The organism is Amycolatopsis sp. NPDC051045, from assembly GCF_040682955.1.
GTDB lineage: Bacteria > Actinomycetota > Actinomycetes > Mycobacteriales > Pseudonocardiaceae > Amycolatopsis.
In genome coordinates, this window is the sequence record NZ_JBFBCC010000024.1 from 85,822 (window position 1) to 106,784 (window position 20,963).

Annotated in this window: 24 protein-coding genes; 6 read left to right on the forward strand and 18 right to left on the reverse strand. The window is 71.5% G+C overall.

All coding sequences use genetic code 11. The features are described 5' to 3' along the window. Positions 1-45 precede the first annotated feature (45 nt). Positions 46-609 (forward strand): hypothetical protein, encoded by a 564-nt coding sequence (locus AB0M80_RS37080; RefSeq protein WP_364574281.1) that lies wholly within the window; start codon positions 46-48, stop codon positions 607-609. A 7-nt stretch (positions 610-616) separates the two neighbouring features. Here AB0M80_RS37080 and AB0M80_RS37085 read toward each other — a convergent pair whose 3' ends face one another. Continuing rightward, positions 617-1,396, reverse strand: a complete 780-nt coding sequence (locus AB0M80_RS37085) for an enoyl-CoA hydratase-related protein (RefSeq protein ID WP_364574283.1) — start codon at positions 1,394-1,396, stop codon at positions 617-619. A 73-nt stretch (positions 1,397-1,469) separates the two neighbouring features. On the opposite strand from AB0M80_RS37085, the gene AB0M80_RS37090 reads away from it, so the two are divergent. Continuing rightward, a complete protein-coding gene (locus tag AB0M80_RS37090) occupies positions 1,470-2,300 on the forward strand; it encodes an alpha/beta hydrolase (protein WP_364574285.1) in 831 nt (276 codons plus the stop codon). On the opposite strand, the gene AB0M80_RS37095 is transcribed toward AB0M80_RS37090, so the two are convergent. The 3 genes from AB0M80_RS37095 to AB0M80_RS37105 form a co-directional block, all read right to left on the reverse strand. Further along, entirely contained in the window at positions 2,297-2,638 is a 342-nt protein-coding gene (locus tag AB0M80_RS37095) for a hypothetical protein (protein WP_364574287.1), read from the reverse strand. The genes AB0M80_RS37090 and AB0M80_RS37095 overlap by 4 nt on opposite strands. Next, positions 2,638-4,281: a hypothetical protein gene (locus AB0M80_RS37100; protein WP_364574289.1), complete on the reverse strand. Its 1,644-nt coding sequence runs from the start codon at positions 4,279-4,281 to the stop codon at positions 2,638-2,640. Before AB0M80_RS37100 ends, AB0M80_RS37095 begins: the two co-directional genes overlap by 1 nt. 137 nt (positions 4,282-4,418) lie before the next feature. Further along, a complete protein-coding gene (locus AB0M80_RS37105; RefSeq protein ID WP_364574291.1) occupies positions 4,419-5,456 on the reverse strand; it encodes a helix-turn-helix transcriptional regulator in 1,038 nt (345 codons plus the stop codon). A gap of 88 nt (positions 5,457-5,544) precedes the next feature. On the opposite strand from AB0M80_RS37105, the gene AB0M80_RS37110 reads away from it, so the two are divergent. Together AB0M80_RS37110 and AB0M80_RS37115 are read left to right on the forward strand one after the other, a co-directional pair. Further along, positions 5,545-5,958, forward strand: coding sequence for a cupin domain-containing protein (locus tag AB0M80_RS37110; protein WP_364574293.1), 414 nt, complete (start codon positions 5,545-5,547; stop codon positions 5,956-5,958). Further along, the gene (locus AB0M80_RS37115; protein WP_364574295.1) at positions 5,955-6,356 is read left to right on the forward strand and encodes a DUF1304 domain-containing protein; all 402 of its coding nucleotides are present in this window, start codon (positions 5,955-5,957) and stop codon (positions 6,354-6,356) included. Before AB0M80_RS37110 ends, AB0M80_RS37115 begins: the two co-directional genes overlap by 4 nt. On the opposite strand, the gene AB0M80_RS37120 is transcribed toward AB0M80_RS37115, so the two are convergent. Beyond that, positions 6,353-6,790, reverse strand: coding sequence for a MarR family transcriptional regulator (locus AB0M80_RS37120; protein WP_364574296.1), 438 nt, complete (start codon positions 6,788-6,790; stop codon positions 6,353-6,355). The two genes, AB0M80_RS37115 and AB0M80_RS37120, sit on opposite strands and share 4 nt — an antisense overlap. A 53-nt stretch (positions 6,791-6,843) precedes the next feature. On the opposite strand from AB0M80_RS37120, the gene AB0M80_RS37125 reads away from it, so the two are divergent. Continuing rightward, entirely contained in the window at positions 6,844-8,130 is a 1,287-nt protein-coding gene (locus AB0M80_RS37125) for an amidohydrolase family protein (RefSeq protein ID WP_364574298.1), read from the forward strand. Here AB0M80_RS37125 and AB0M80_RS37130 read toward each other — a convergent pair. The 8 genes from AB0M80_RS37130 to ruvC all read right to left on the reverse strand — a co-directional run bounded on the left by AB0M80_RS37130 (position 8,106) and on the right by ruvC (position 17,246). Continuing rightward, positions 8,106-10,397 carry a bifunctional (p)ppGpp synthetase/guanosine-3',5'-bis(diphosphate) 3'-pyrophosphohydrolase gene (locus AB0M80_RS37130; RefSeq protein ID WP_364574349.1) on the reverse strand — a complete coding sequence of 764 codons (2,292 nt, stop codon included), beginning with the start codon at positions 10,395-10,397 and terminating at the stop codon, positions 8,106-8,108. The two genes, AB0M80_RS37125 and AB0M80_RS37130, sit on opposite strands and share 25 nt — an antisense overlap. Before the next feature lie 305 nt (positions 10,398-10,702). Then, positions 10,703-11,221: an adenine phosphoribosyltransferase gene (locus AB0M80_RS37135; RefSeq protein ID WP_364574300.1), complete on the reverse strand. Its 519-nt coding sequence runs from the start codon at positions 11,219-11,221 to the stop codon at positions 10,703-10,705. A gap of 1 nt (position 11,222) precedes the next feature. After that, positions 11,223-12,437 (reverse strand): protein translocase subunit SecF, encoded by a 1,215-nt coding sequence (secF, locus tag AB0M80_RS37140; protein WP_364574302.1) that lies wholly within the window; start codon positions 12,435-12,437, stop codon positions 11,223-11,225. Position 12,438: 1 nt separating this feature from the next. Next, the gene (secD, locus tag AB0M80_RS37145) at positions 12,439-14,223 is read right to left on the reverse strand and encodes a protein translocase subunit SecD (RefSeq protein ID WP_364574304.1); all 1,785 of its coding nucleotides are present in this window, start codon (positions 14,221-14,223) and stop codon (positions 12,439-12,441) included. A 235-nt stretch (positions 14,224-14,458) separates the two neighbouring features. Continuing rightward, on the reverse strand, positions 14,459-14,866 hold the full coding sequence (gene yajC, locus AB0M80_RS37150; RefSeq protein ID WP_364574306.1) for a preprotein translocase subunit YajC: 408 nt from the start codon (positions 14,864-14,866) through the stop codon (positions 14,459-14,461). 120 nt (positions 14,867-14,986) lie between these two features. Then, positions 14,987-16,060: a Holliday junction branch migration DNA helicase RuvB gene (gene ruvB, locus AB0M80_RS37155; RefSeq protein ID WP_364574308.1), complete on the reverse strand. Its 1,074-nt coding sequence runs from the start codon at positions 16,058-16,060 to the stop codon at positions 14,987-14,989. An 8-nt stretch (positions 16,061-16,068) separates the two neighbouring features. Then, positions 16,069-16,665: a Holliday junction branch migration protein RuvA gene (ruvA, locus tag AB0M80_RS37160; protein WP_364574310.1), complete on the reverse strand. Its 597-nt coding sequence runs from the start codon at positions 16,663-16,665 to the stop codon at positions 16,069-16,071. Next, on the reverse strand, positions 16,662-17,246 hold the full coding sequence (gene ruvC, locus AB0M80_RS37165) for a crossover junction endodeoxyribonuclease RuvC (protein WP_364574351.1): 585 nt from the start codon (positions 17,244-17,246) through the stop codon (positions 16,662-16,664). Before ruvC ends, ruvA begins: the two co-directional genes overlap by 4 nt. A 73-nt stretch (positions 17,247-17,319) precedes the next feature. On the opposite strand from ruvC, the gene AB0M80_RS37170 reads away from it, so the two are divergent. Continuing rightward, positions 17,320-17,760 (forward strand): cupin domain-containing protein, encoded by a 441-nt coding sequence (locus tag AB0M80_RS37170; protein ID WP_364574312.1) that lies wholly within the window; start codon positions 17,320-17,322, stop codon positions 17,758-17,760. Here the strand turns inward: AB0M80_RS37170 and AB0M80_RS37175 are convergent. From AB0M80_RS37175 to AB0M80_RS37195, 5 genes are all read right to left on the reverse strand, one after another. Then, positions 17,757-18,311, reverse strand: a complete 555-nt coding sequence (locus AB0M80_RS37175; RefSeq protein WP_364574314.1) for a DUF4262 domain-containing protein — start codon at positions 18,309-18,311, stop codon at positions 17,757-17,759. The two genes, AB0M80_RS37170 and AB0M80_RS37175, sit on opposite strands and share 4 nt — an antisense overlap. Positions 18,312-18,398: 87 nt before the next feature. Next, on the reverse strand, positions 18,399-19,154 hold the full coding sequence (locus AB0M80_RS37180) for a YebC/PmpR family DNA-binding transcriptional regulator (RefSeq protein ID WP_364574316.1): 756 nt from the start codon (positions 19,152-19,154) through the stop codon (positions 18,399-18,401). A 41-nt stretch (positions 19,155-19,195) separates the two neighbouring features. Then, positions 19,196-19,816, reverse strand: a complete 621-nt coding sequence (gene pdxT / locus AB0M80_RS37185; RefSeq protein WP_364574318.1) for a pyridoxal 5'-phosphate synthase glutaminase subunit PdxT — start codon at positions 19,814-19,816, stop codon at positions 19,196-19,198. Between the two features lie 122 nt (positions 19,817-19,938). Then, positions 19,939-20,259 (reverse strand): AzlD domain-containing protein, encoded by a 321-nt coding sequence (locus tag AB0M80_RS37190; RefSeq protein WP_364574319.1) that lies wholly within the window; start codon positions 20,257-20,259, stop codon positions 19,939-19,941. Then, positions 20,259-20,951, reverse strand: a complete 693-nt coding sequence (locus AB0M80_RS37195; RefSeq protein ID WP_364574320.1) for an AzlC family ABC transporter permease — start codon at positions 20,949-20,951, stop codon at positions 20,259-20,261. The genes AB0M80_RS37190 and AB0M80_RS37195 overlap by 1 nt, the downstream gene beginning before the upstream one ends. Positions 20,952-20,963: the final 12 nt, after the last annotated feature.

The window sequence follows — 20,963 nt, forward strand, 5'->3', positions numbered from 1 at the left end:
CGGGAACACTGGCCAGCGGGCGCCCGGGCCCGCGATAGTCGTCTCATGACCTGGGATCCGTTCGGCACCCTCGGCAAGGCGCTGTGGATCGGCGGCGCACCGTGGACCGGGAAGTCCACCGTCGCGCGGCTGCTGGCCGAGCGGCACGGCCTGACGACCTACCACCACGACGACCGGGCCCGGCCCGGCACACCGCTGCCGGACGACCTCCCGGTCGGCGACCAGCTGACCGCGATGATGGCCGAGTTCGGGCACCGCTTCCGCTGCGCCCTCGACGACTTGCGCGCGCTGACCTCGCCGCGGCCGATCGTCGCCGAAGGCCGGGGGCTGCGGCCGGAGCTCGTCGCCCCGCTCGTGGACTCGCCGGGCCGCATGGTGGTGCTGGTGCCCACCGAGCTGTTCCGGCAGCACCAGCTCCGGCACCGGCCGGGCGAACCGGCGATTCCCGTGCAGCGCACCCGGCTGACGCGCGACCGGATGCTCGCCGCCCACGCCGTGCGGGCGGCGAGGGACCTGGGTATCCGCGTCATCGAGATCGACGGCAAGCTCGATCCCGCCGGCGTCACCGACGTCGTCGCCGAGCACTTCCGCGAATACCTGGACGCCTGAGCGCGGCTCAGCGGAAGGTGAAGCGCGGCGGGCGCCGCTCCAGGAACGCGGCGACGCCCTCCGCGTAGTCCTCGCCGTGCAGGGCTTCGGAGCGGATCTCCCCGACCTCGGCGTCCGGGGTCTCCTGCCCGGCGACGATCTTCTCGATGATCCGGTTCATCCCGCGGATCGAGGCCTGGGAGCGCGAGCACAACGTCGAGACGAACGCCAACGTCGAGGACTCGAGGTCCTCGCCCGGGAAGACGTCGTTGAGCAGGCCGATTTCGCGGGCGCGCCCGGCGCTGATCAGCTCGCCGGACAGGAGGAAGTACTTGGCGTGCGCCGGGCCGACGAGCGACACCAGCTGCCGCGTCGAATCGAAGTGGTAGACGATGCCGAGCTTGGCCGGGGTGATGCCGAACCGCGCGTCCTCGGCGGCGAACCGGAAGTCGCAGGCGACCGAGACCTGGCAACCACCGCCGATGCAGTTGCCCTGGATCATCGCGACCGACGGCTTCCGCATCGCGGTGAGGGCGGCGACCGCGCCCTCGACGGCCTTGTCGTAGCTCGCCGCGCCTTCCGCCGTGGTGCGCAGCTCCCCGAACTCGCTGATGTCGGCGCCCGCGGAGAAGTGCCGGCCGGCACCCGCGATCACCAGCACCTTCAGCGCCGGATCGGCCTCCACCTCGGCCACGACGTCCGGGATCGCCGACCACATGCCGTAGGTGATCGCGTTCATCTTCTCCGGCCGGGTCAGCGTCAGGCGCGCCACCTCGCCGTCGCGGGTCAGGTCGAATCCGTCGGTCATGAACCGCACCTTAACCGCTCGCCCTCAGCGAAAAGTGCGGTGTGTGACGCGGTCGGGTGGCTAGTTTGGGGCCATGGCGACGATCGAAGTGAACGGAACCGCATTCGGCTACGACGAGGCGGGCGAGGGGCCCGCGGTCGTCCTGCTGCACACCGCGATCGGCGACCGCCGGATGTGGGACGCGCAGTTCACCGAGCTCGCCGCCACCCACCGGGTGATCCGCTACGACCGCCGCGGCTTCGGGGAGACCGGCGGCGAAACCGGCGAGCACGCCCACTACGAGGACCTGCTGGCCCTGCTCGATGCCCGGGGGATCGAGCAGGCCGCGCTGGTCGGGGCGTCGATGGGCGGGGCGTGCGCGCTGGACGCCGCGCTCGCCGCGCCGGAGCGGGTCACCCGGCTCGTGCTGCTCGGCTCGGGTCTCACCGGGCACACCTGGCCGGACCACATGCAGGCGGACATGGCGAAGGCCGCCGCGGCCGTCCCCGCCGACCGGCTCGCCCGCTACCAAGCGCGGGAAGGCGACGTCGATCCGGCGGACGTGCGGGTCATGGCGGAGGCCAACATCCGTTACCTGGTCGCGGGGCCCGACCGGGACGTGTCGGTGCTGCCGGTGGAGATGCTCGCGCTGGTGAAGGAAATGTGCGAGCAGGTGTACCGGCACGGCTGGACCGCTCCACAGTGGACGGAACGGATCCCGGACACCCGGCACCGGCTGGCGGAGATCACCACGCCCGCCCTGGTGGTGATCGGGACGTCCGACGCGCCGGGGCTGGTGGAGCTGTCCGCGCACCTGGCGGAATCCTTGCCCGCGGCCGAACTCGTCGAGCTGGCCGGCACCGGGCACCTGCCGTCGATGGAACGGCCGGAGGAGGTCAACGCCCTGCTGCGGAAGTTCCTCTAGCTGAAGATCTTCTGCACCTGGTCGGAGATCTTGGCGACCAGTTCGGAGAACTGCACCACCCCGCCCAGCAGGCCCTTGACCTTCTCCCAGCGGCTGCGGACCACCGCCGGCTCTGCGGCGTCACCCGCGCGTAGGTCGGCCGCCAGGTCGGTCAGCGTGTCCTCCAGCACTTCCTGCTTGGCGAGGTCCCGGCCGCGCACCTCGGTGGTCAGCCGCTCGACCAGCTCGAGCAACGACGAGACGGCGGTTTCGGCACCGCCGCCTTCGATGCCGGTCTGGGTGATCGGGCCGGAGTTGTCCCGGCCGATGCTCACCTTGTTCGTGATCCGGTGTTCCATCAGGTCTCCGTTCTGGTCGGACGGCCGGGTGCCGCGGGCGGACGCGGGCCGCGCAGCCCGGCCTGGGTGATCGGGGCGCGGTTGTCGCCGCCGATGCTGATGTCGTTGTTGATCACGACCGCCGCCTGCTCTTCGAACTTCGCCGTCGAGAACCCGGCGTCGCCGAGGAGCTTGCCGATCGCCGGCAGGAGCCGGCTTTCGAGGATCTTCTCGTACCGTTCGATGTCGACGAGCTGGAAGTAGTCGGTGAACAGGTTCACCGACGCGAGCTCCCGCAGGGTGCTCCCGGCGCCGTAGCGGTCCGGGTCGAGGACGCCGAGCTCGCGCTTCGGCTGCCGGATCCACGACGCGAGGTTCGCGATCCGGCCCGGCAGGCTCGCCGGCATCTCCAGCCAGGCCAGCAATCCCTGGCCGAGCGGGCGCAGCGAGTCCGGCCGCATCTTGTCGACCACGCGGTAGTCGGCCCGGATCGGCGGCAGCATGAACGGCGTCCACTCGACGTACAGCGTCGTGTCGTCCACCGCGACGTGCAGGAACGTCGTGAGCACGAGATCCCGGTCCCAGGTTTCCACCTGGAAGCACAGGTAGTAGCGCGCCCATTCCTTCGGTTCGGTGCGGAGCCGGGCGACATCGTCGGCGGTGAGCCGGGTGTGCGGCGGCCGCTCGACGTCCGGCAGGTAGGCCGCGGCTTCCGGCTCCCCCAGGTGGTCGACGAGCTCGGCGGCCGGGGTGAACACCGCCTCGGTCACGGTCAGCCCGCCGAGCCGGTGGTCCGGGGACAACGTGTGCGCGTGGCGGAGGTTCGCGACCGCCGCGCGGATCCCGTCGTACAACGCCTCGGTGGTCAGCTTCGGCCGGCCTTCGCTGTCTTCGAGCCGCTCCAGCGGGATGGCCATCGACCAGGCGTCACGCCGGAAACCGGCGCCCACGAACGGGTTGTAGCCGCGGTACACCACCAGGGGCGCACCGGCGAACTCGTCTTCCTGGCGGTAGCGGGCGAGCTGGGCACGGAAGTCTTCGGTGAACAGGCCGGCGAGGCTCCCGCCGCCGTCCGCGGTCCCGCCGAACCGCCGGAAGCGCGTCGTGAGCAGGTTCCACAGGGACCACCGCTCGATCGTGGCGACCACGAGCACGACGACCGCGAGCACGATGCCGATGACGGTCCGGGCGGTGTCGCCGCCCGACGAGTCGTCGACGTAAACGTCTTCGTGGTAGTAGCGGGAGGAGTACGAGCTCCCGGAGCTGAAGAGTTCGTCCGAATAGGACAGCAGCAGCCAGGCGACGACGACCGCGACGGCGAGCAGGATCATCGTCCTCGGGTTCACCGGCTTCCCCGGCGCGTACGCGATCTTCCCCGCCCGCGCGACGACGAGCACCAGCGACACCACGATCCAGCCGTAGAGCAGCGGGTTGTCCCACAACAGTCCGATGACGACGGCCATGAGCAGCACCAGCAGCCCGTCGTAGTTCTTCCGGCGCGCCCGCGCCCGCACCGCCTCGGTGAGCACGCGGCCCGCGTCGAGCCCCGTCGACGGCGGGACCGGCCGGGTCGGCTCGACGAGGAACTCGGTGATCGCCCGTCTGCCGTAGGCGGGGTCGAGGTAGGAGGCGGCGCACAGGTAGCGCGTGGTGTCGTCGGCCATGCCGCCCCCTTGTCAGGCCGGGGGCGCCGATCGCCGGACAGCTCGCTCCCCCGCAATTTGCAGAAGGTAGCATGCAGCCACGGAAAGCGTGACGGTAATTCCGGCAGCAACACGACATTTTCCCGGCACCGGAATCGTCAGGACGACAGCTTGGCGGTCAGTTCCCCGCGGCTGCGGACGCCGACCTTGCCGAACACCGACTTGAGGTGGTCCTGCACCGTGTGCGCCGAGATGGCCAGCCGGGCCGCCATGTCCGTTGTGGACCGTCCGGCCAGCACCTCGCGGCAGACGTCGCGCTCGCGGGCGGTCAGGCCGTAGGCCGCGAGCAGCACGCCCAGCAGGTCGGCGCCCGAGGCGCGGTCGACGGTCACCACCGTCTCGCCGTCGCCGTCCTCGCCCACCAACCTGCTGGCGTGCAGGACGATCCACCCGCCGCGGGCGTCGCGCACCCGGGCGCGGAACGTCCCCGTCGCCGCCGCGCGGGCCCCGGTCACCACCGCGCGCAGCAGGACCGTGAACCGGCCCGGGGCGATCTCGTCCAGTTCGGACCGCCACGCCGCGGCCGCCGCGGTGGCCGCCCGCTGCCTGCCGTCCGGGCCGAGGACCACGATCGCCGGTTCCGCTCGCTCCCCCGCGCCGCGGATGCGTGCGGCCACCCGCGTCGCCGCCGCCAGTGCCGGAGCGACCGCCGTCAGGAACTCCACCTCGCGGTCGCTGAACTCGCCGCGCCGCACCAGGCCGGCCGCGCCCCACGCCGTGCCGTCGACCCGGAACACGGCGCGCAGTTCGTGGCCGAGCCCCAGCGGGCGCCAGACCTCGGCGAACCGGCCGCTGCGCTCGACGGCCCGGCGCGGCAGGTCGGACAGGCGGGCCACCGGCACCGGGCGCCGGGCCAGCTCGGCGAAGGTGTGGGGCTGGGCGCCGTCGTACTCGTAGGTCGCGAGCAGCGGCTCGTATTCGCCGGGGATGCGGGCCCGGCCGCTGGTCATCGAGCTGATCACCGCGGTGTCCGGATCCAGCGAAGCCCAGCACGTGAGCTCGGCCGGCACCACGCGGCCGACCAGCTCGATGGCCGCGGCGTGCAGCTCGGCGACGCCGAGGCCCGCCGTCGCGAGCGCGGCGACGTCCCGCCGCACTCCCTGCGCCCGGCCTTCCCACATGGACCCTTCCCGCATGGACGCAGTATGCGCCGCCCGCGGCAAGCCGGGGTATCCCACTTTTCCGGGATGGTCCCTCGCTCCGCCGGTTCCTAGCGTGGTCGCCATGACCCACTTCAGCGCACCGGGCGAGGGCCCGGAACTCGACTCCAAGGACGCGCGGATCACCGTCAAGGTCGGCGCGGAACACACCGGCGGCGCTTACGAGGTGTTCGAGGTCGACGCGCCGCGCGGGCCGTCCGTCCCGCCGCACACCGAGCCCTGGGCGAAGACTTTCTACGTGCTGCACGGGCGTATCACGGTCTACGTCGACGGCGAACTCCACGACCTCGGGCCCGGCGCGTCGATCAGCATCCCGGCGGGCGCGGTCAACACCTTCACGGTGCACACGCCCTCGGCGCAGTTCCTCACGCTGTGCCTGACGGACGGGATGGGCCGGTTCTTCCGCGACGTCGACCAGGCTCCGGCGGACCGGATCCCGGAGATCGCCGGGCGCCACGGCATCGAGCTGACGTCGTGAACGCCGTCGCGCAGAGCTGCGCCGGGCTGGCGGTGCTGGTGCACCTGCTGGCGTTCACCTGGGAAGTGGTGCTGTTCGAACGGACGGGCGTGCACGAGGGCATTTTCCGGATCCCGGCGGCGAATCTGCCCGCCACCCGGCTCTGGTCGTTCAACGTCGGCTTCTACAACCTGTTCCTCGCCGCCGGTCCGGTGCTCGGGCTGGTCCTGCTGCACACCGGCCACGTCGAGGCGGGCCGGGCGCTGGTGCTCTACTGCTGCGGGTTCATGCTGCTGGCCGGGATCGCCCTGGGCGTGTCGGACCTGCTCGCGCTCAGCCGCCCGCGCGGTGCCGGCCGCGGCGGGGCGCTCGCCCAGGCGCTCCCGCCGCTGGCCGCGCTGATCGCCGCCCTCTTCTAGGACGGCTCGACGCGCGCGATCAGCGCCTCGCTCCAGGACCGGATGGCCGCGGCCTGCTCGGGCGTCAGCGAGTCGAGGACGTGCCGCCGGATGTTGGCGCCGTGCACGCGGGTCGCGCTGCCGGCGAGGCGGCGGCCTTCCCCGGTCAGCTCGATCCCCGTGCGCCGGCCGCCCGCGCCGTCCTCGGTCCGCGCCACGAGCCCGCGCTTCTCCATGCGCGTCAGCAGGTGCGCGACGCGGCTCTTCTCCCAGCCGAGGGCGTCGGCGAGCTCGCCGACGCGCATCGGGCGCCGCAAGGTCACCAGCACGCTGAATTCGGCCTTCGAGATGCCGCAGTCGCGTTGCAGGCCCCGGTCGAGCTCACGGACGAGCAGGCGCTGCGCGCGCATCCAGGTGTCCCAGAACGCCCAGTCCTCGGAGCTCATGTTCGCCATGACGGACAGTCTAGGCTAGAGTTGACACATCAACTCTTGGGGAAAGGGCACCCATGAACACCCTCGTTCGCGGCGGCATGGTGGTCAGCATGGATCCGGCGGCCGGGGATCTCCCGCGCGGTGACGTGCTCATCGAGGACGGCCGGATCGCCGCGGTCGCCCCGGGCATCGACGCTCCCGGGGCCGAGGTCGTCGACGCCTCGGGCAAGATCGTGCTGCCGGGCTTCGTGGACACCCACCGGCACACCTGGCAGACCGCGTTCCGCGGCCTCGGCGCCGGCTGGACGTTCGGCCAGTACCGCGTCGCCATGCACGGGACGCTCCGGCCGCACTACCGGCCGGAAGACGTGTACCTCGGCAACCTGCTCGGCCGGATCGAGGCACTCGCCTCCGGCGTCACGACCATGCTGGACTGGTTCCACTGCGCCGACCGCCCGGAGAACGCCGACGCCGCGATCCAGGCACTGCGCGAGGCCCCCGGCCGCTCGATCTTCTGCTACGGCGCCGCGGGCCCGGACATCGCGCCGGAGATCCGGCGGGTGCGGGCCGTGCTGCCGGGCGACGACATGGCACTGGGCCTGCGTGGCCCGTTTCTGTCCACAATGGACGAGACGGCAGCGGATGTCGCACTGGCACGGGAACTGGGGCTCGCGGTGAGCGTGCACGTCCACGGCACCGGTGGCTGGCCGCGGGGCGACCGGCCGATCGCGGAGATGCACGAGCGCGGGCTGCTCGACGACCGCACGACCGTCGTGCACGGCAACGGCCTCTCCGACGACCAGCTGGCGATGCTGGCCGACGCGGGCGGCTCGGTGTCGATCAGCCCGGACGTCGAGCTGAAGATGGGCTTCGCGCCGCCCATCACCGGCCGGGCGCTGGCGGCCGGGATCCGCCCGTCGCTGTCGGTCGACGACTGCCCGTCCGCCGGCGGCGACATGTTCGGCGCCATGCGCACGGCGATCGCGGTGGAGCGCGGCCTCACGACGCGGGACATCCTCGGGTTCGCGACCATCGACGGCGCCCGGACCTGCGGGCTCGCCGCCCGGACGGGCAGCATCACCGTCGGCAAGGACGCCGACCTGGTCCTGCTCGACGCCGAAGACCCCTCGGTCTTCCCGGTCGGCGACCCGGCCGGCACGATCGTCACCGCCGGCCATCCCGGTCTCGTCGACAGCGTCTTCGTCGCCGGCCGCGCGGTCAAGCGCCACGGCCGGCTGCTCGGCCTGGACCTCCCGGCCCTCCGCGCGCGGCTGCTCGAATCCCGCGACCGGATCGCCGCGGCCGCCGGCATCGCGGTCGACGGGTCGTGGCAGCCTCAGGAAGCCGACGTCACGCGGTAGACGTCGTAGACGCCTTCCACGCCGCGGACCACCTTCAGGACGTGGCCGAGGTGCTTCGTGTCGCCCATCTCGAACGAGAACCGGCTGACCGCGACCCGGTCCCGGGACGTGGTCACCGACGCCGAGAGGATGTTGACCTTCTCGTCGGCCAGTACCTTGGTGACGTCCGAGAGCAGACGGTGCCGGTCGAGCGCCTCGACCTGGATGGCCACCAGGAACACCGACGACGCCGAGGGCGCCCACTCGACCTCGACCAGCCGCTCGGGCTGGGAGTGCAGGTCACCGGCGTTCGTGCAGTCGGTGCGGTGCACCGAAACGCCACCGCCGCGGGTCACGAAGCCGAGGATCTCGTCACCCGGCACCGGGGTGCAGCAGCGGGCGAGCTTCGCCCAGACGTCGCTGGCGCCCTTGACCACCACGCCGACGTCGTTGGAACCACGACGCCGGGTGACCGTGGACGGCGTCGCCCGCTCGGCGAGCTCCTCCTCGGCCGCGTCGACCCCGCCGATCAGCGCCACCAGCCGCTGCACGACGTGCTTCGCGCTGGTGTGGCTTTCGCCGACCGCCGCGTACAGCGACGAGATGTCGGCGTGGCGCAGCTCGGTGGCCACCGCACCCATGGACTCCGCGGAGACCAGCCGCTGGATCGGCAGGCCGACCTTGCGGATCTCCTTGGTGATGGCTTCCTTGCCGCCTTCGATCGCCTCGTCGCGGCGTTCCTTGGCGAACCACTGCCGGATCTTGGCCCGCGCCTTCGGCGACCCGGCGAACTGCAGCCAGTCCCGCGACGGCCCGGCGTTCTCCGCCTTCGAAGTGAAGATCTCGACGACTTCGCCGTTCTCCAGCTTGCGTTCGAGAGCGACCAGCCGGCCGTTGACGCGGGCACCGATGCACCGGTGCCCGACCTCGGTGTGCACGGCGTAGGCGAAGTCGACCGGCGTGGATTCCACCGGCAGCGTGATCACGTCACCCTTCGGCGTGAACACGAAGATCTCGCGCGAGGCCAGCTCGTAGCGCAACGACTCGAGGAAGTCGCCCGGGTCCGCCGCTTCCCGCTGCCAGTCGAGGAGCTGCCGCATCCACGCCATCTCGTCGACGTCCATGGCGTTGCCGGCGTGGGTGCCCTTGGTCTCCTTGTACCGCCAGTGCGCGGCGATGCCGTACTCGGCGGTGCGGTGCATCTCGTAGGTGCGGATCTGCACCTCGAGGGGCTTGCCGTCGGGACCGATCACCGTGGTGTGCAGCGACTGGTAAACGCCGAACCGCGGCTGCGCGATGTAGTCCTTGAACCGGCCGGGTACCGGCTGCCACAGCGCGTGCACCACACCCATCGCCGCGTAGCAGTCGCGGACGTCCTCGACCAGGATCCGCACGCCGACCAGGTCGTGGATGTCGTCCAGGTCGCGCCCGCGGACGATCATCTTCTGGTGGATCGAGTAGTAGTGCTTCGGGCGGCCCTCGACCTTCGCGGTGATCCGCGAGGAGACCAGGTTGCTGGTCAGGTCCGTGATCACCGTCCGCAGGTAGATGTCCCGCGAAGGCGCGCGATCGGCGACCAGCCGCACGATCTCGTCGTACTTCTTGGGCTGCAGGATGGCGAACGCGAGGTCCTCCAGCTCCCACTTCACCGTGGCCATGCCGAGCCGGTGGGCCAGCGGCGCGAGGACCTCGAGGGTCTCGCGGGCCTTGCGGGCCTGCTTCTCCGGCGGCAGGAAGCGCATGGTACGCATGTTGTGCAGCCGGTCGGCGAGCTTGATGACCAGCACCCGGGGGTCCTTGGCCATCGCGATGACCATCTTGCGGATGGTCTCGGCCTCGGCCGACGAGCCGAGCTGCACCTTGTCCAGCTTCGTGACGCCGTCGACCAGCTCGGCGACCTTCTCGCCGAAGTCGGCTTTCAGGCTCTCGACGGCGTAACCGGTGTCCTCGACCGTGTCGTGCAGCAGCGCCGCGACCAGGGTCGTGGTGTCCATGCCCAGCTCGGCGAGGATGGTGGCGACGGCGAGCGGGTGGGTGATGTACGGGTCGCCGGACTTGCGCCGCTGGTTGCGGTGCAGTTCCTCGGCGACGTCGTAGGCGCGCTGGAGCAGCCCGAGGTCGGCGTTCGGGTGGAGCTCGCGGTGGATGACGGCCAGGGGTTCGAGGACCTGCTTGACCGGGGCGGCGCGCTGCGCGGTGATCCGCCGGGCGAGGCGCGCCCGGACGCGCCGGGTCGCGGACGGGTTCGGCGCCGCGCCGTTCGGCTTGGGCGGCGCGGGCTGTGCCACCGCCTGCCCGTTCTGCTGGGGGCCCTGCTTCGCGGGCACCGCGGCGTCGAGCTCCTGGCTCACCCGCACCTCCTGCTGCTCGTGCGGCCTTCGGACCACCAGGGTAGCCGTTGCGCCTCGTAACCCTGTCGGGTGCGCCCGTTCAGGGGGATACCGAGGCCCCGACCAGCCGGTTCACCGGATTCCGGCGTGATCCAGGCCGTAACTCGCGTGATTCGGCCCGTCACTGACGTGATTGAAGCCGGAACTCGCGAGTTCCGGCTTCAATCACGTGAGTTCCGGCGGGAATCACGCGGGTGACGAGTTCAGCAGACCTGCAGGGCGTGGATCTTGCGGTCGCCCAGGACCTGGCGGCCGCCGAGGGCGGCCAGTTCCAGGACCACCGACACGCTGTCGACCACCGCACCCGCGTCCTCCAGGAGCTTGCCCGTGGCCGCGACCGTGCCGCCCGTGGCCAGGACGTCGTCGAGGATCGCGATCCGCCGGCCCGGCTGCACCACGCCGGCCGGCAGCTCCACCGTCGCCGTGCCGTACTCCAGGGCGTAGTCGACGCGGCCCGCCACCTGCGGCAGCTTGCCGGGCTTGCGGATCAGCACCACGCCGAGGCCGCGGGCGTACCCGACGGCCGCGGCGAGGAGGAACCCGCGGGCCTCCACGCCGGCGAGCGCCTCGACTCCCGGGTCGAGGGTGCCCGCCAGCGCGTCGATCACCGCTTTGAACGCACCCGCGTCCGCGAAGAGCGGGCTCAGGTCGCGGAACAGCACGCCGGGCTCGGGGAAGTCCGGCACCTCGGCGATCAGGCCGAGGGCGTCGTCGAGGTGCACGTCAGCGCTTCCGCTTCCCGGCCGGGCGCTGCTTCTGGATCCGGGCCGGGACGCTGGCCGCGGCCGCGTACGCCTTCTCCTTGCGCAGTTCCTTCGCGAGGGCGTCGTCGTCCGAGGCGTCGAAGTCCCCGCCCGCCGCCTTGCGTTCCTGGCTGACGCGGCGCTGGTGGACCCGATCGGCCTGCTGCCGGTACTTCGGGTCGCGCATCTTGAGGTCGACCAGCAGCGGCGTCGCCAGCGCGACCGACGACAGCACGCCGACCAGGGTGCCGGTCAGCTGCACCAGCGCCAGGTCCTGCAGCGTGCCGGAGCCGAGCAGCACGTACCCGACGACCAGCAGGCCGAGGATCGGCAGCAGCGCGATGAACGCCGTGTTGAACGATCGCATCAGCGTCTGGTTCAGCGCGAGGTTCGCGGCCTCGCCGTACGTGCGGCGGGTCAGCCCGAGCAGCCCGCGCGTGTTCTCGCGGACCTTGTCGAACACCACCACCGTGTCGTACAGCGAGAACCCGAGGATGGTCAGCAGGCCGATCACGGTCGCCGGGGTGACCTCGAAGCCGACCAGCGAGTACACGCCCGCGGTGACCAGGATGTCGTGCAGCAGCGAGATCAACGCCGCCACGGCCATCCGCGCGTCGAAGTAGATCGCCAGGAAGATGACCACCGCGACGAGGAACACCGCGAGCGCGAGCAGTGCCTTCTGCGAGATCTCGCCGCCCCAGGACGCGCTCACCGCGCTGTCGCTGATGGCCTGGACGCCGGGCTGGCCGTTCGTGCCCTTCGGGCCCAGGTCCTCGAACAGGCCCTGCTTGAGCTTGGCGACGTCGGCCGCGTTCAGCGTTTCGGTGCGGATCTGGATGGTCGACGCGGCGCCCGAGCCGACCTTCTGCGCCTCCGCGGCCGGGTGGCCGAGGGCCTTCTGGAACGACTCCTTGGCCTGCTCCTCGGTGATCACGCCGTGGATGCCGTTGGCCGGCATCTGGAGCTGCGTGCCGCCCTCGAACTCGATGCCGAGGTTGAAGCCGCGGATGATCATCGAGCCGAGGCACACCAGCACCAGTGCCCCGAAGAAGATGTACCAGCGCTTGCGCTTGCCGACGACGTCGAACGCGCCGGTACCCACGTACAGCCGGTGGAAGACGCTTTCCTTCTTGCCGGGCTTCGCCGCCACCTTGGCGTTGCCTTCGGCGTCCCTGCCCAGTTCTTCGACCCCCACGTCAGGCCTCCTTCACGTTCGCGCGGCCGACCGAAGCCGCCTTCTTCCGCTGCGAACCCAGTTGCTGCACGGCGCCGAGGCCCAGATGCCTCGGATTGGACAGGAACGCGTTCTTGGACGTGGACACCATGGCCACCAGCGGGTGCGTCACCAGGTACACGACCACCAGGTCGAGCACCGTGGACATGCCGAGGGTGAACGCGAAGCCCTGGACGTCGCCGACCGCGATGACGTACAGGATCGCCGCGGCCAAGAAGCTCACGCCGTCCGAGGCCAGGATGGTGCGCCGGGCGCGGACCCAGCCGCGTGGCACCGCGGACCGGAACGTCCTGCCTTCCCGGATCTCGTCTTTCAGTCGTTCGAAGTAGATGACGAACGAGTCCGCCGTGATGCCGATGGCGATGATCAGGCCGGCGATGCCCGCGAGGTCCAGCGTGTAGCCGATCCAGCGGCCGAGCAGCACCAGCACCGCGAACACCAGCGAGCCGGACAGGGCCAGCGAGAGGATGGTCAGCACGCCGAGCAGCCGGTAGTAGAACAGGCAGTAGACGAAGACCACCAGCAGGCCGATGCCGCCGGCGATCAGACCGGCCTCCAGCGACGCCAGGCCGAGGGTGGCCGACACCGTGGTCGCGTCCGAGGACGCGAACGACAGCGGCAGCGAGCCGTACTTGAGGACGTCCGAGAGGTTCTTCGCTTCGGCCTGGGTGAACTTGCCGGTGATCTGGGTGTTGCCGTCGAGGATGGCCACCTGGATGTTCGGCGCGGACACGACCTGCGTGTCGAGCACGAACGCGGCCTGCTGGCCGGTGTTCTTCGAGGTGAAGTCCGCCCAGGTCTTGGTGCCCGCGCTCTTGAAGCTGAGGTTCACCACCCACTGGCCGCGCTGCTGGTCGTAGCCCGAGGTCGAGTCGGCGATCTCGGTGCCCGGCAGGAACTCCGGCTCCAGCAGGTACTTGTACGTGTCGTGGTCACCGCAGGCGACCAGCGGCAGCTTCGGGTCGTCGTTGCCCTCGAGGGGGTCCTTGGCGTTCGGCGCGCAGGTCAGCGTGGCCATCGCCTTGGCGACGAGCTCCTGGTTCGGCTGGCCGTCGGCGCCGATCAGCTTCGGGTCCTGCCGGACCGCCTTGGCGGCCTGGATCTGCTGCGCGGTCTGCGCGTCGACCGAGCCGTCGGACGGGGCCGGCGCCGGGGTGGACGCGGGCGGCGGCGGGGTGCTGCTGCTCGGCGGGGCCGGCGTGGTGCTCTGCTGCTGCGCGGGCGCGGCACCCGGCGCGCCGCCACCGGCCGCCTTGCTCGTCGGGGCACCCGAAGACGCAGGCGCGCTCGGCGCGCCCGAGCTCGGGGCGCCGGAAGTCGGCGGGGTCGCGGTGGGCGGGGTCGAAGTCTGCGGCGGCACCACCGGCTGGGTGGCGTTCGCGACGACCTTCCGGAAGCCCAGCTTCGCGGTCTTGCCCAGGTTCTTCGCCTGGTCACCCTGCTCACCGGGAACGGTGATCACGACGTTGTTGCCGTCGAGGAGGACCTCGGTGCCACTGACGCCGATCCCGTTGACGCGCCGTTCGATGATCTGGCGGGCCTGGTTCAGGGACTCCCGGGTCGGCTGGCCGCCGTCGGGGGTGCGGGCGGTGAGCGTGACCCGGGTACCGCCCTGCAGGTCGATGCCCAGCTTCGGGGTCGGCTTGTGGTTGCCGGTGAGGAACACCAGCGCGTACAAGACGATCACGATCAGGGCGAACAGGGCGAGATAGCGTCCCGGGCGGAGATGCCCGGCTGAAGCTGCCACGGTGCTTCGGTCTCCTCGGACGGGGTGGACCCCAACGTTGCGGTGCCCGCCCGGAGGGTTACCGGGAGGGACTGTGTGCATTCACCGACCGTGTGCGATTCACTCCCGGGCGCGGGTATGACGGCGGACACGCACGCAGCACCGAGACACTACTCGGTGCTGCGTGAGCCCGGCGTGCGAGGCCGTACCGACTTTCGTCGGGTTTCCCGGCCCGCCCAGGGGTGCCGCGGAGGGCTTACTTCTTGCCGTGCTCCAGCGGCGGCGCCACCTGTGCGGTGGTCGGCGGCTCCTCGGTCTTGATGCCGGAGGTCGACTCGATGATCGCCGGCTCCTCGGTGGCGGTCTCCACCTCGTCGGCGGAGTCCTCCTCGGTCTCCACGACCGGCTCGACCTTCTCGCGGACCGCCAGCCGCAGCCAGGTGGTGACGACACCCGGTGCGATCTCGATGTCGATCGTGTTGTCGCCGGAGGTGTCGGCGACGGTGCCGTACAGACCGGACGTGGTCATCACGCGGTCACCGGGCGCCAGGCTGCTCTGCAGTTCCTGCTGCGCGGCCTGCTGCTTCTTCTGCTTGCGCGTGCTCATCACCAGCGGTACAGCGAGGACGAGCACGAGCAGCAGGGGCAGCAATAGCTGTTGCATGATTCTCCGTTCGACGGACACCCGGGCCCAGCCGAAATGTCCGGTTTTTGGGTATGTGCTCTGGTCGAGTGTGCCAGGTACCAGCGCGGACGCCAGCACCCACCCGCTGTTACCGGCCGCTCAGTCGTGCGCGAAGAGCGTCGGTCCGCCCTGCTCGGGGCGCCCCGGGAGGTCGGCGGGCGGCACCATGCCGAGGTGTTCCCACGCCGCCGCGGTGGCGACCCGGCCACGCGGGGTGCGGGCGAGCATACCGGCGCGGACGAGGTACGGCTCACACACCTCTTCCACGGTGGTCGACTCCTCCCCCACGGCCACCGCCAGCGTCGAGATGCCCACCGGCCCGCCGCCGAAGGACCTGGTCAGCGCCGTGAGCACGGCCCGGTCGAGCCGGTCCAGGCCCAGCTCGTCGACGTCGTAGACGGCCAGCGCGGCGCGCGCGACCTCGCGGGTCACCTTGCCGTCGGCGCGAACCTCGGCGTAGTCGCGGACGCGCCGCAGCAGCCGGTTCGCGATCCGGGGCGTGCCCCGCGAACGGCCCGCGATCTCCGCGCAGCCGTCGCGGTCGATCGGGACGTCCAGGATCGTCGCGGCCCGGCGGACGACCAGCTCCAGCTCGGCGTCGGTGTAGAACTCCATCTGGCCGGTGAAGCCGAAGCGGTCGCGCAGGGGGCCGGTCAGCGAGCCGGACCGGGTGGTCGCCCCGACCAGCGTGAACGGCGCGATCTCCAGCGGGATGCTGGTGGCGCCCGGACCCTTGCCGACCACGACGTCGACCCGGAAGTCCTCCATCGCCAGGTAGAGCATCTCCTCGGCGGGGCGGGCGATCCGGTGGATCTCGTCGATGAACAGGACGTCGCCGGGCGTGAGGTTGGACAGCATCGCGGCGAGGTCGCCGGCGCGCTCGAGCGCCGGGCCGGAGGTGATCCGGATGGCCGCGCCCAGCTCGGCCGCGACGATCATCGCCATCGACGTCTTGCCGAGCCCGGGCGGGCCGGACAGCAGGACGTGGTCGGGCGGCACGCCGCGGCGGCGCGCGCTCTCCAGCACCAGCTCCAGCTGTTCGCGCACGCGCGGCTGGCCGACGAACTCGTCGAGCTTGCGGGGCCGCAGCGTGCCCTCGACGTTCTCCTCGCCGGTCTGGGACCACGCCGAGAGGGCGTCGTCCTCTTCGTCGCTCACGGCCTCATACTCCATGCCCGCGCCTACCGCTTGCGGCCGAGGGTGGCCAGCGCGGCGCGCAGCACGCCGGCGGTGGTGTGGCCGTCGCCGTCGGCGAGGACCTTGTCCACGGCCTGCTCGGCCTGCTTGGCCGGGAACCCGAGCCCCGCCAGCGCTTCGACGACCTCGGCGCGCAGGGCACCGGGGGCGGCGACGGCGGGTGCGTCACCCGCACCGCCGAGGGCGGTGACCTTGTCGCGCAGTTCGAGGGTGAGCCGTTCGGCGCCCTTGCGGCCGATGCCGGGCACCGAGGTGAGCACGGTGATGTTGCCTTCCACCAGCGCGGCCCGCAGCTTGCCGGGGTCGAGCACGGCGAGGGTGGCCAGCGCCAGCCGCGGGCCGATCCCGGACACGGTCTGCAGCAGCCCGAACAGCTCCCGCGCGTCGGCGTCGGCGAAGCCGAACAACGTCAGCGAGTCCTCGCGCACGACCAGCGCGGTGTGCAGCCGGACCTCTTCGCCGCGGCGCAGGGTCGCCAGCGTCGCCGGAGTGGCCTGCACGGCGAGGCCGACCCCGCCGACCTCGACCACGACGTGGTCCAGGCCGACCGAGAGGACTTCTCCGCGTACCGACGAGATCATCGTGCTGCTCCTGGGTTCTTGGCTTGTTTCGCGGCGGCGGCGAGGCGGGCCTTGTGGGTGCGGGCCAGTTCCGCCGCGCGGGCCTCGGCCTCGGCGAGCCGGGCCCGCATCGGCTCCCGCCAGAGGTGGCAGATGGCCAGCGCGAGCGCGTCGGCGGCGTCGGCGGGGTGCGGCGCGACTTCGAGGTTGAGCAGGCGCATCACCATGGCGGTAACCTGCGCCTTGTCCGCCCGGCCCGATCCGCTGACGGCGGCTTTGACCTCGCTGGGGGTGTGGAACACGACGGGCAGTCCCCGGCGCGCGGCGGCGAGCGCGACCACGCCACCGGCCTGCGCGGTGCCCATCGCCGTCCGGACGTTGTGCTGGGCGAAGACGCGCTCGACCGCCACCGCGGCCGGCTTGTACTTGTCCAGCCACCGCTCGACCTCGTCGGAGATGCCGAGCAGGCGGTGTGCCAGATCGGCGTCCGCCGGCGTCCGCACGACGTCGACGGCGACGCAGCGGACGGCCCGGCCCTTGCCGCCGTCGACCACCCCCAGGCCGCACCTGGTCAGACCGGGGTCGACCCCGAGCACCCGCACCCGCATTCCTCCCGCCGCGAACATCAGTTCGAGCTTGCAGGCTACTGGGCGCGTCTGCGGCAGGATGGGTGACATGCCGGAGCCGTCGGATTTCGTCACCCACCTGGGACTTCAGCCGTTGCCCGTCGAAGGGGGGCGGTGGGCGCAGAGCTGGCGGTCCGGGACCGGCTCGGCGATCTACTACCTGCTCGTCGCGCCGGAGTTCTCCGCGCCGCACCGCCTCGACCGGGTCGAGGTCTACGCCCACCACGCGGGTGCGCCCGCGGCCATGCTCCTGCTGCACCCGGACGGCTCGGTCGAGCGGCCGGTGCTGGGCACCGACGTCGCCGCCGGCGAACGCCCGCAGGTCGTCGTGCCCGCGGGCACCTGGCAGGCCACTGTCACGCGCGGCGCGTGGAGCCTGCTGGGGACCGTCGTCATCCCGCCGTACACGGACGGTTGCGTGGAGTTCGCGGCCGCTTCGGAACTGGCTTTACGCTATCCGGAAGCGGCCGCCGACCTGCGGAAGTTCTAGGGGCCGTCGACGCCGGGGGTCCAGCTTTCGGGGTGGCCGCTGCCGGTCAGCACCGGCTGCCACTGCGCGAAGCCCTCGGGCGCGTCCGGGTGCCAGGGGAACTTGCCCTCGGGCGTGGCGACGATCAGCTGCAGGGCCGGGAAGTCGCCGTCCGGGTAGATGAGGAACGCCGTGCCGAAGTACTCGGGGTAGTGCCCCTTGTCGACCCGCTCGAGCACCACCGGAACGCCCTCGAAGAAGTCGTCGTAGCGCTGGCCGACCTCGAAGATCTCGCCGTTGGCGGCCCGGTCGACGTAGGCGTCGAGCAGGACGGGCCCCATCTGTTCGGGCAGGCCCACCACGACGGCCTCCGGCACGTGGTGCAGCGCCCACGCACAGGCGGTGAAGCAGTAGCCGGCGCCTTCGTCGTCAGCGGCGACGTTGATGACGGCGTTGCCGCGTTCCTTGGCCTGCCCCTCGATCCATTCGATCAGGCGCAGTTCTTCCGCGGACAGTTCGGCGGTGATGTCGGCGGAGGCGGCGGCGGGGGTCGTCGAGGTCACGGCGCACATTCTGCCTGACGAGCGCGCCGGAGCCCAGGGCCCGGGCCGGTGAATTTTCCGGCCCGGGCGGGAAAGCCTTGCGAGACAGGGAAAAACTCAGCCTACTTCGGCGAGCACCTCGTCGGAAATATCGAAATTCGCGTAGACGTTCTGGACGTCGTCACAATCTTCGAGGGCGTCGATCAGCTTGAAGACCTTCTTCGCGCCGTCGGCGTCGAGCGGGACGCTCACCGAGGGCAGGAACGTCAGGTCGGCCGACTCGTATTCGAAGCCGGCGTCCTGCAGGGCCTTGCGGACCGGGACCAGGTCCGTCGCCTCGGACACGATTTCGAAGTTCTCGCCGAGGTCGTTGACCTCTTCGGCGCCCGCGTCGAGGACCGCCGTCAGGACGTCGTCTTCCGCGGCGGCGTCTTTGGGCATCAGGACGACGCCCTTGCGGTTGAACAGGTAGGCCACCGAGCCCGGGTCGGCGAGCGAGCCGCCGTTGCGGGTCAGCGCGGTGCGGACCTCCGACGCCGCGCGGTTGCGGTTGTCGGTGAGGCATTCGATCAGGACGGCGACGCCGTTCGGGCCGTAGCCTTCGTAGGTGATGGTCTGCCAGTCGGCGCCACCGGCCTCTTCACCGGCGCCGCGCTTGCGGGCGCGTTCGATGTTGTCCTGCGGGACCGAGTTCTTCTTCGCCTTCTGGATGGCGTCGTAGAGCGTGGGGTTGCCATCCGGGTCGCCACCACCGGTGCCGGTCCGCGCGGCCACCTCGATGTTCTTGATCAACCGCGCGAAGAGCTTGCCGCGCTTCGCGTCGAGGTTGGCCTTCTTGTGTTTCGTGGTGGCCCACTTGGAGTGGCCGCTCATCTCTCCTCCATCTGTTCCGTACCCCGGCCGGGCACCGCGTCTCAGGCAGCCTTGCGCACCAGGTCGACGAACAGCCGGTGCACCCGCACGTCGGGCGTGAGTTCCGGGTGGAACGCGGTCGCCAGCACCGCCCCTTGCCGGACCGCGACGATCCTAGCGGTTTCCTCGTCCACGCCGGGCACGCCGCTGACCGTGGCCAGCACTTCGACGCCGGCACCGGCCTTCTCGACCCACGGCGCCCGGATGAAGACCGCGCGCACGTTGCCGCTGTCGACGCCGGCGAAGTCGAGGTCCGCCTCGAACGAGTCGACCTGCCTGCCGAAGGCGTTGCGCCGGACCACGACGTCGAGCCCGTCGAGCTGCTGCTGGTCCGGCCGCCCGTCGAGGGTCTGCCGCGCCAGCAGGATCATCCCGGCGCACGAGCCGAAGGCGGGCATGCCGTCGGCGATCCGCGCGCGCAGCGGCTCGAGCAGCTCGAAGCTCTCCAGCAGCCGCGACATCGTGGTCGACTCGCCGCCGGGGAGCACCAGACCGTCCACTTCGGACAGCTCGGCGGCGCGGCGCACGGGCACGGCCCGCGCGCCCGCTTCGGCCAGCATCGCGACGTGCTCGCGCACGGCACCCTGCATGGCGAGCACACCGATCACCGGCTCCGACGACACCCGACCTCCCGAAAGACCTTCCCACCAGCCTAGACGCCCCGGGTCCCCGCCTTCCCGGCAGGTCAGCCCGGCTCCGCAGCGCCGTGGTTGCTCTTCCCGTGCCCCCACCACCGGACCGGGACTCAGGGGACGCCGGCCAGCCTCAGCAGGGCCGCCGTCGCCGCGGCCGCCACGACCACCAGCGCGAACGGCGCCTTCCGCCAGGCCAGCACCCCGGCGACCAGCACCCCGGCCGGCCGGGCGATCCCCGCGAAGCCGTGCCCTTCGGTCAACGCGCTGACCGCGACCAGCGCCGCCAGCAGCACGACCGCCGCCAGCGCCATCAGCCGTTCCGCCTTCGGCGACAGCTTCACCCGGCTGCGCAGCACCGGCCCGGCGAACCGGAAGGCGAACGTGCCGCCCGCCAGCACCGCGGTCGCGATCAGCAGTTCCATGCCGTCCATCAGCGCGCCTCCTGCGGTTCGGGTTCCTTCGCGGCGACGCCGGCGAGCACCCCGGCCAGGGCGAGCAGCACCGGCAGCCCGGCCGGCAGGAACGGCGTCGCGGCCAGCGCGACCAGCACCCCGATCAGCACCGGAAGCCGGGCCGCCTTGTCGCGCAGGGAGGGCAGCACCAGCGCCAGCAGCACCGCGGGGAAGGCGGCGTCCAGGCCGAACGCGTCCGTGTCACTGATCGCCGTCCCGGCGTACGCGCCGACCAGCACGCCGGTGTTCCAGAAGACGAAGATCCCCAGCCCGCAGGCCCAGTAGGCCGCGCGGCGGCGCGGGGCTTCGTCCTGGGCCATCGCGAACGCCACCGTCTCGTCGCTCATCAGGTGGCTGCCGAACAGCCGGGCACCCCAGCGCCGTCCCACGGCGTCGCCGACCGCGAAGCCGAACGGCAGGTGCCGCGCGTTGGCCAGCAACCCGGCCAGCACGGCGGCGAACGGGTTGCCGCCCGCGGCCACAATCCCGAGGAACATGAACTGCGACGCGCCGGCGAAGACGAGCAGCGACATCAGCATCGGCAGCCACAGCGGGAAGCCGGAGCTCACCGCGATGGCGCCGTAGGAAACCCCCACGAGACAATCGGCGAGACAGACCAGGCCGATGTCACGGGCGAGACCCCGATCGAGTGTTCGCCATATCGAACGCATGTGTTTTATAGT

Bases quoted from the DNA above. Each gene is read 5' to 3' on its own strand.
- AB0M80_RS37080 (WP_364574281.1), top strand. From the start codon at position 46: ATGACCTGGGATCCGTTCGGCACCCTCGGCAAGGCGCTGTGGATCGGC.
- AB0M80_RS37085 (WP_364574283.1), bottom strand. From the start codon at position 1,396: ATGACCGACGGATTCGACCTGACCCGCGACGGCGAGGTGGCGCGCCTG.
- AB0M80_RS37090 (WP_364574285.1), top strand. From the start codon at position 1,470: ATGGCGACGATCGAAGTGAACGGAACCGCATTCGGCTACGACGAGGCG.
- AB0M80_RS37095 (WP_364574287.1), bottom strand. From the start codon at position 2,638: ATGGAACACCGGATCACGAACAAGGTGAGCATCGGCCGGGACAACTCC.
- AB0M80_RS37100 (WP_364574289.1), bottom strand. From the start codon at position 4,281: ATGGCCGACGACACCACGCGCTACCTGTGCGCCGCCTCCTACCTCGAC.
- AB0M80_RS37105 (WP_364574291.1), bottom strand. From the start codon at position 5,456: ATGCGGGAAGGGTCCATGTGGGAAGGCCGGGCGCAGGGAGTGCGGCGG.
- AB0M80_RS37110 (WP_364574293.1), top strand. From the start codon at position 5,545: ATGACCCACTTCAGCGCACCGGGCGAGGGCCCGGAACTCGACTCCAAG.
- AB0M80_RS37120 (WP_364574296.1), bottom strand. From the start codon at position 6,790: ATGGCGAACATGAGCTCCGAGGACTGGGCGTTCTGGGACACCTGGATG.
- AB0M80_RS37125 (WP_364574298.1), top strand. From the start codon at position 6,844: ATGAACACCCTCGTTCGCGGCGGCATGGTGGTCAGCATGGATCCGGCG.
- yajC (WP_364574306.1), bottom strand. From the start codon at position 14,866: ATGCAACAGCTATTGCTGCCCCTGCTGCTCGTGCTCGTCCTCGCTGTA.
- ruvB (WP_364574308.1), bottom strand. From the start codon at position 16,060: ATGGAGTATGAGGCCGTGAGCGACGAAGAGGACGACGCCCTCTCGGCG.
- ruvA (WP_364574310.1), bottom strand. From the start codon at position 16,665: ATGATCTCGTCGGTACGCGGAGAAGTCCTCTCGGTCGGCCTGGACCAC.
- AB0M80_RS37170 (WP_364574312.1), top strand. From the start codon at position 17,320: ATGCCGGAGCCGTCGGATTTCGTCACCCACCTGGGACTTCAGCCGTTG.
- AB0M80_RS37175 (WP_364574314.1), bottom strand. From the start codon at position 18,311: ATGTGCGCCGTGACCTCGACGACCCCCGCCGCCGCCTCCGCCGACATC.
- AB0M80_RS37180 (WP_364574316.1), bottom strand. From the start codon at position 19,154: ATGAGCGGCCACTCCAAGTGGGCCACCACGAAACACAAGAAGGCCAAC.
- AB0M80_RS37190 (WP_364574319.1), bottom strand. From the start codon at position 20,259: ATGGACGGCATGGAACTGCTGATCGCGACCGCGGTGCTGGCGGGCGGC.
- AB0M80_RS37195 (WP_364574320.1), bottom strand. From the start codon at position 20,951: ATGCGTTCGATATGGCGAACACTCGATCGGGGTCTCGCCCGTGACATC.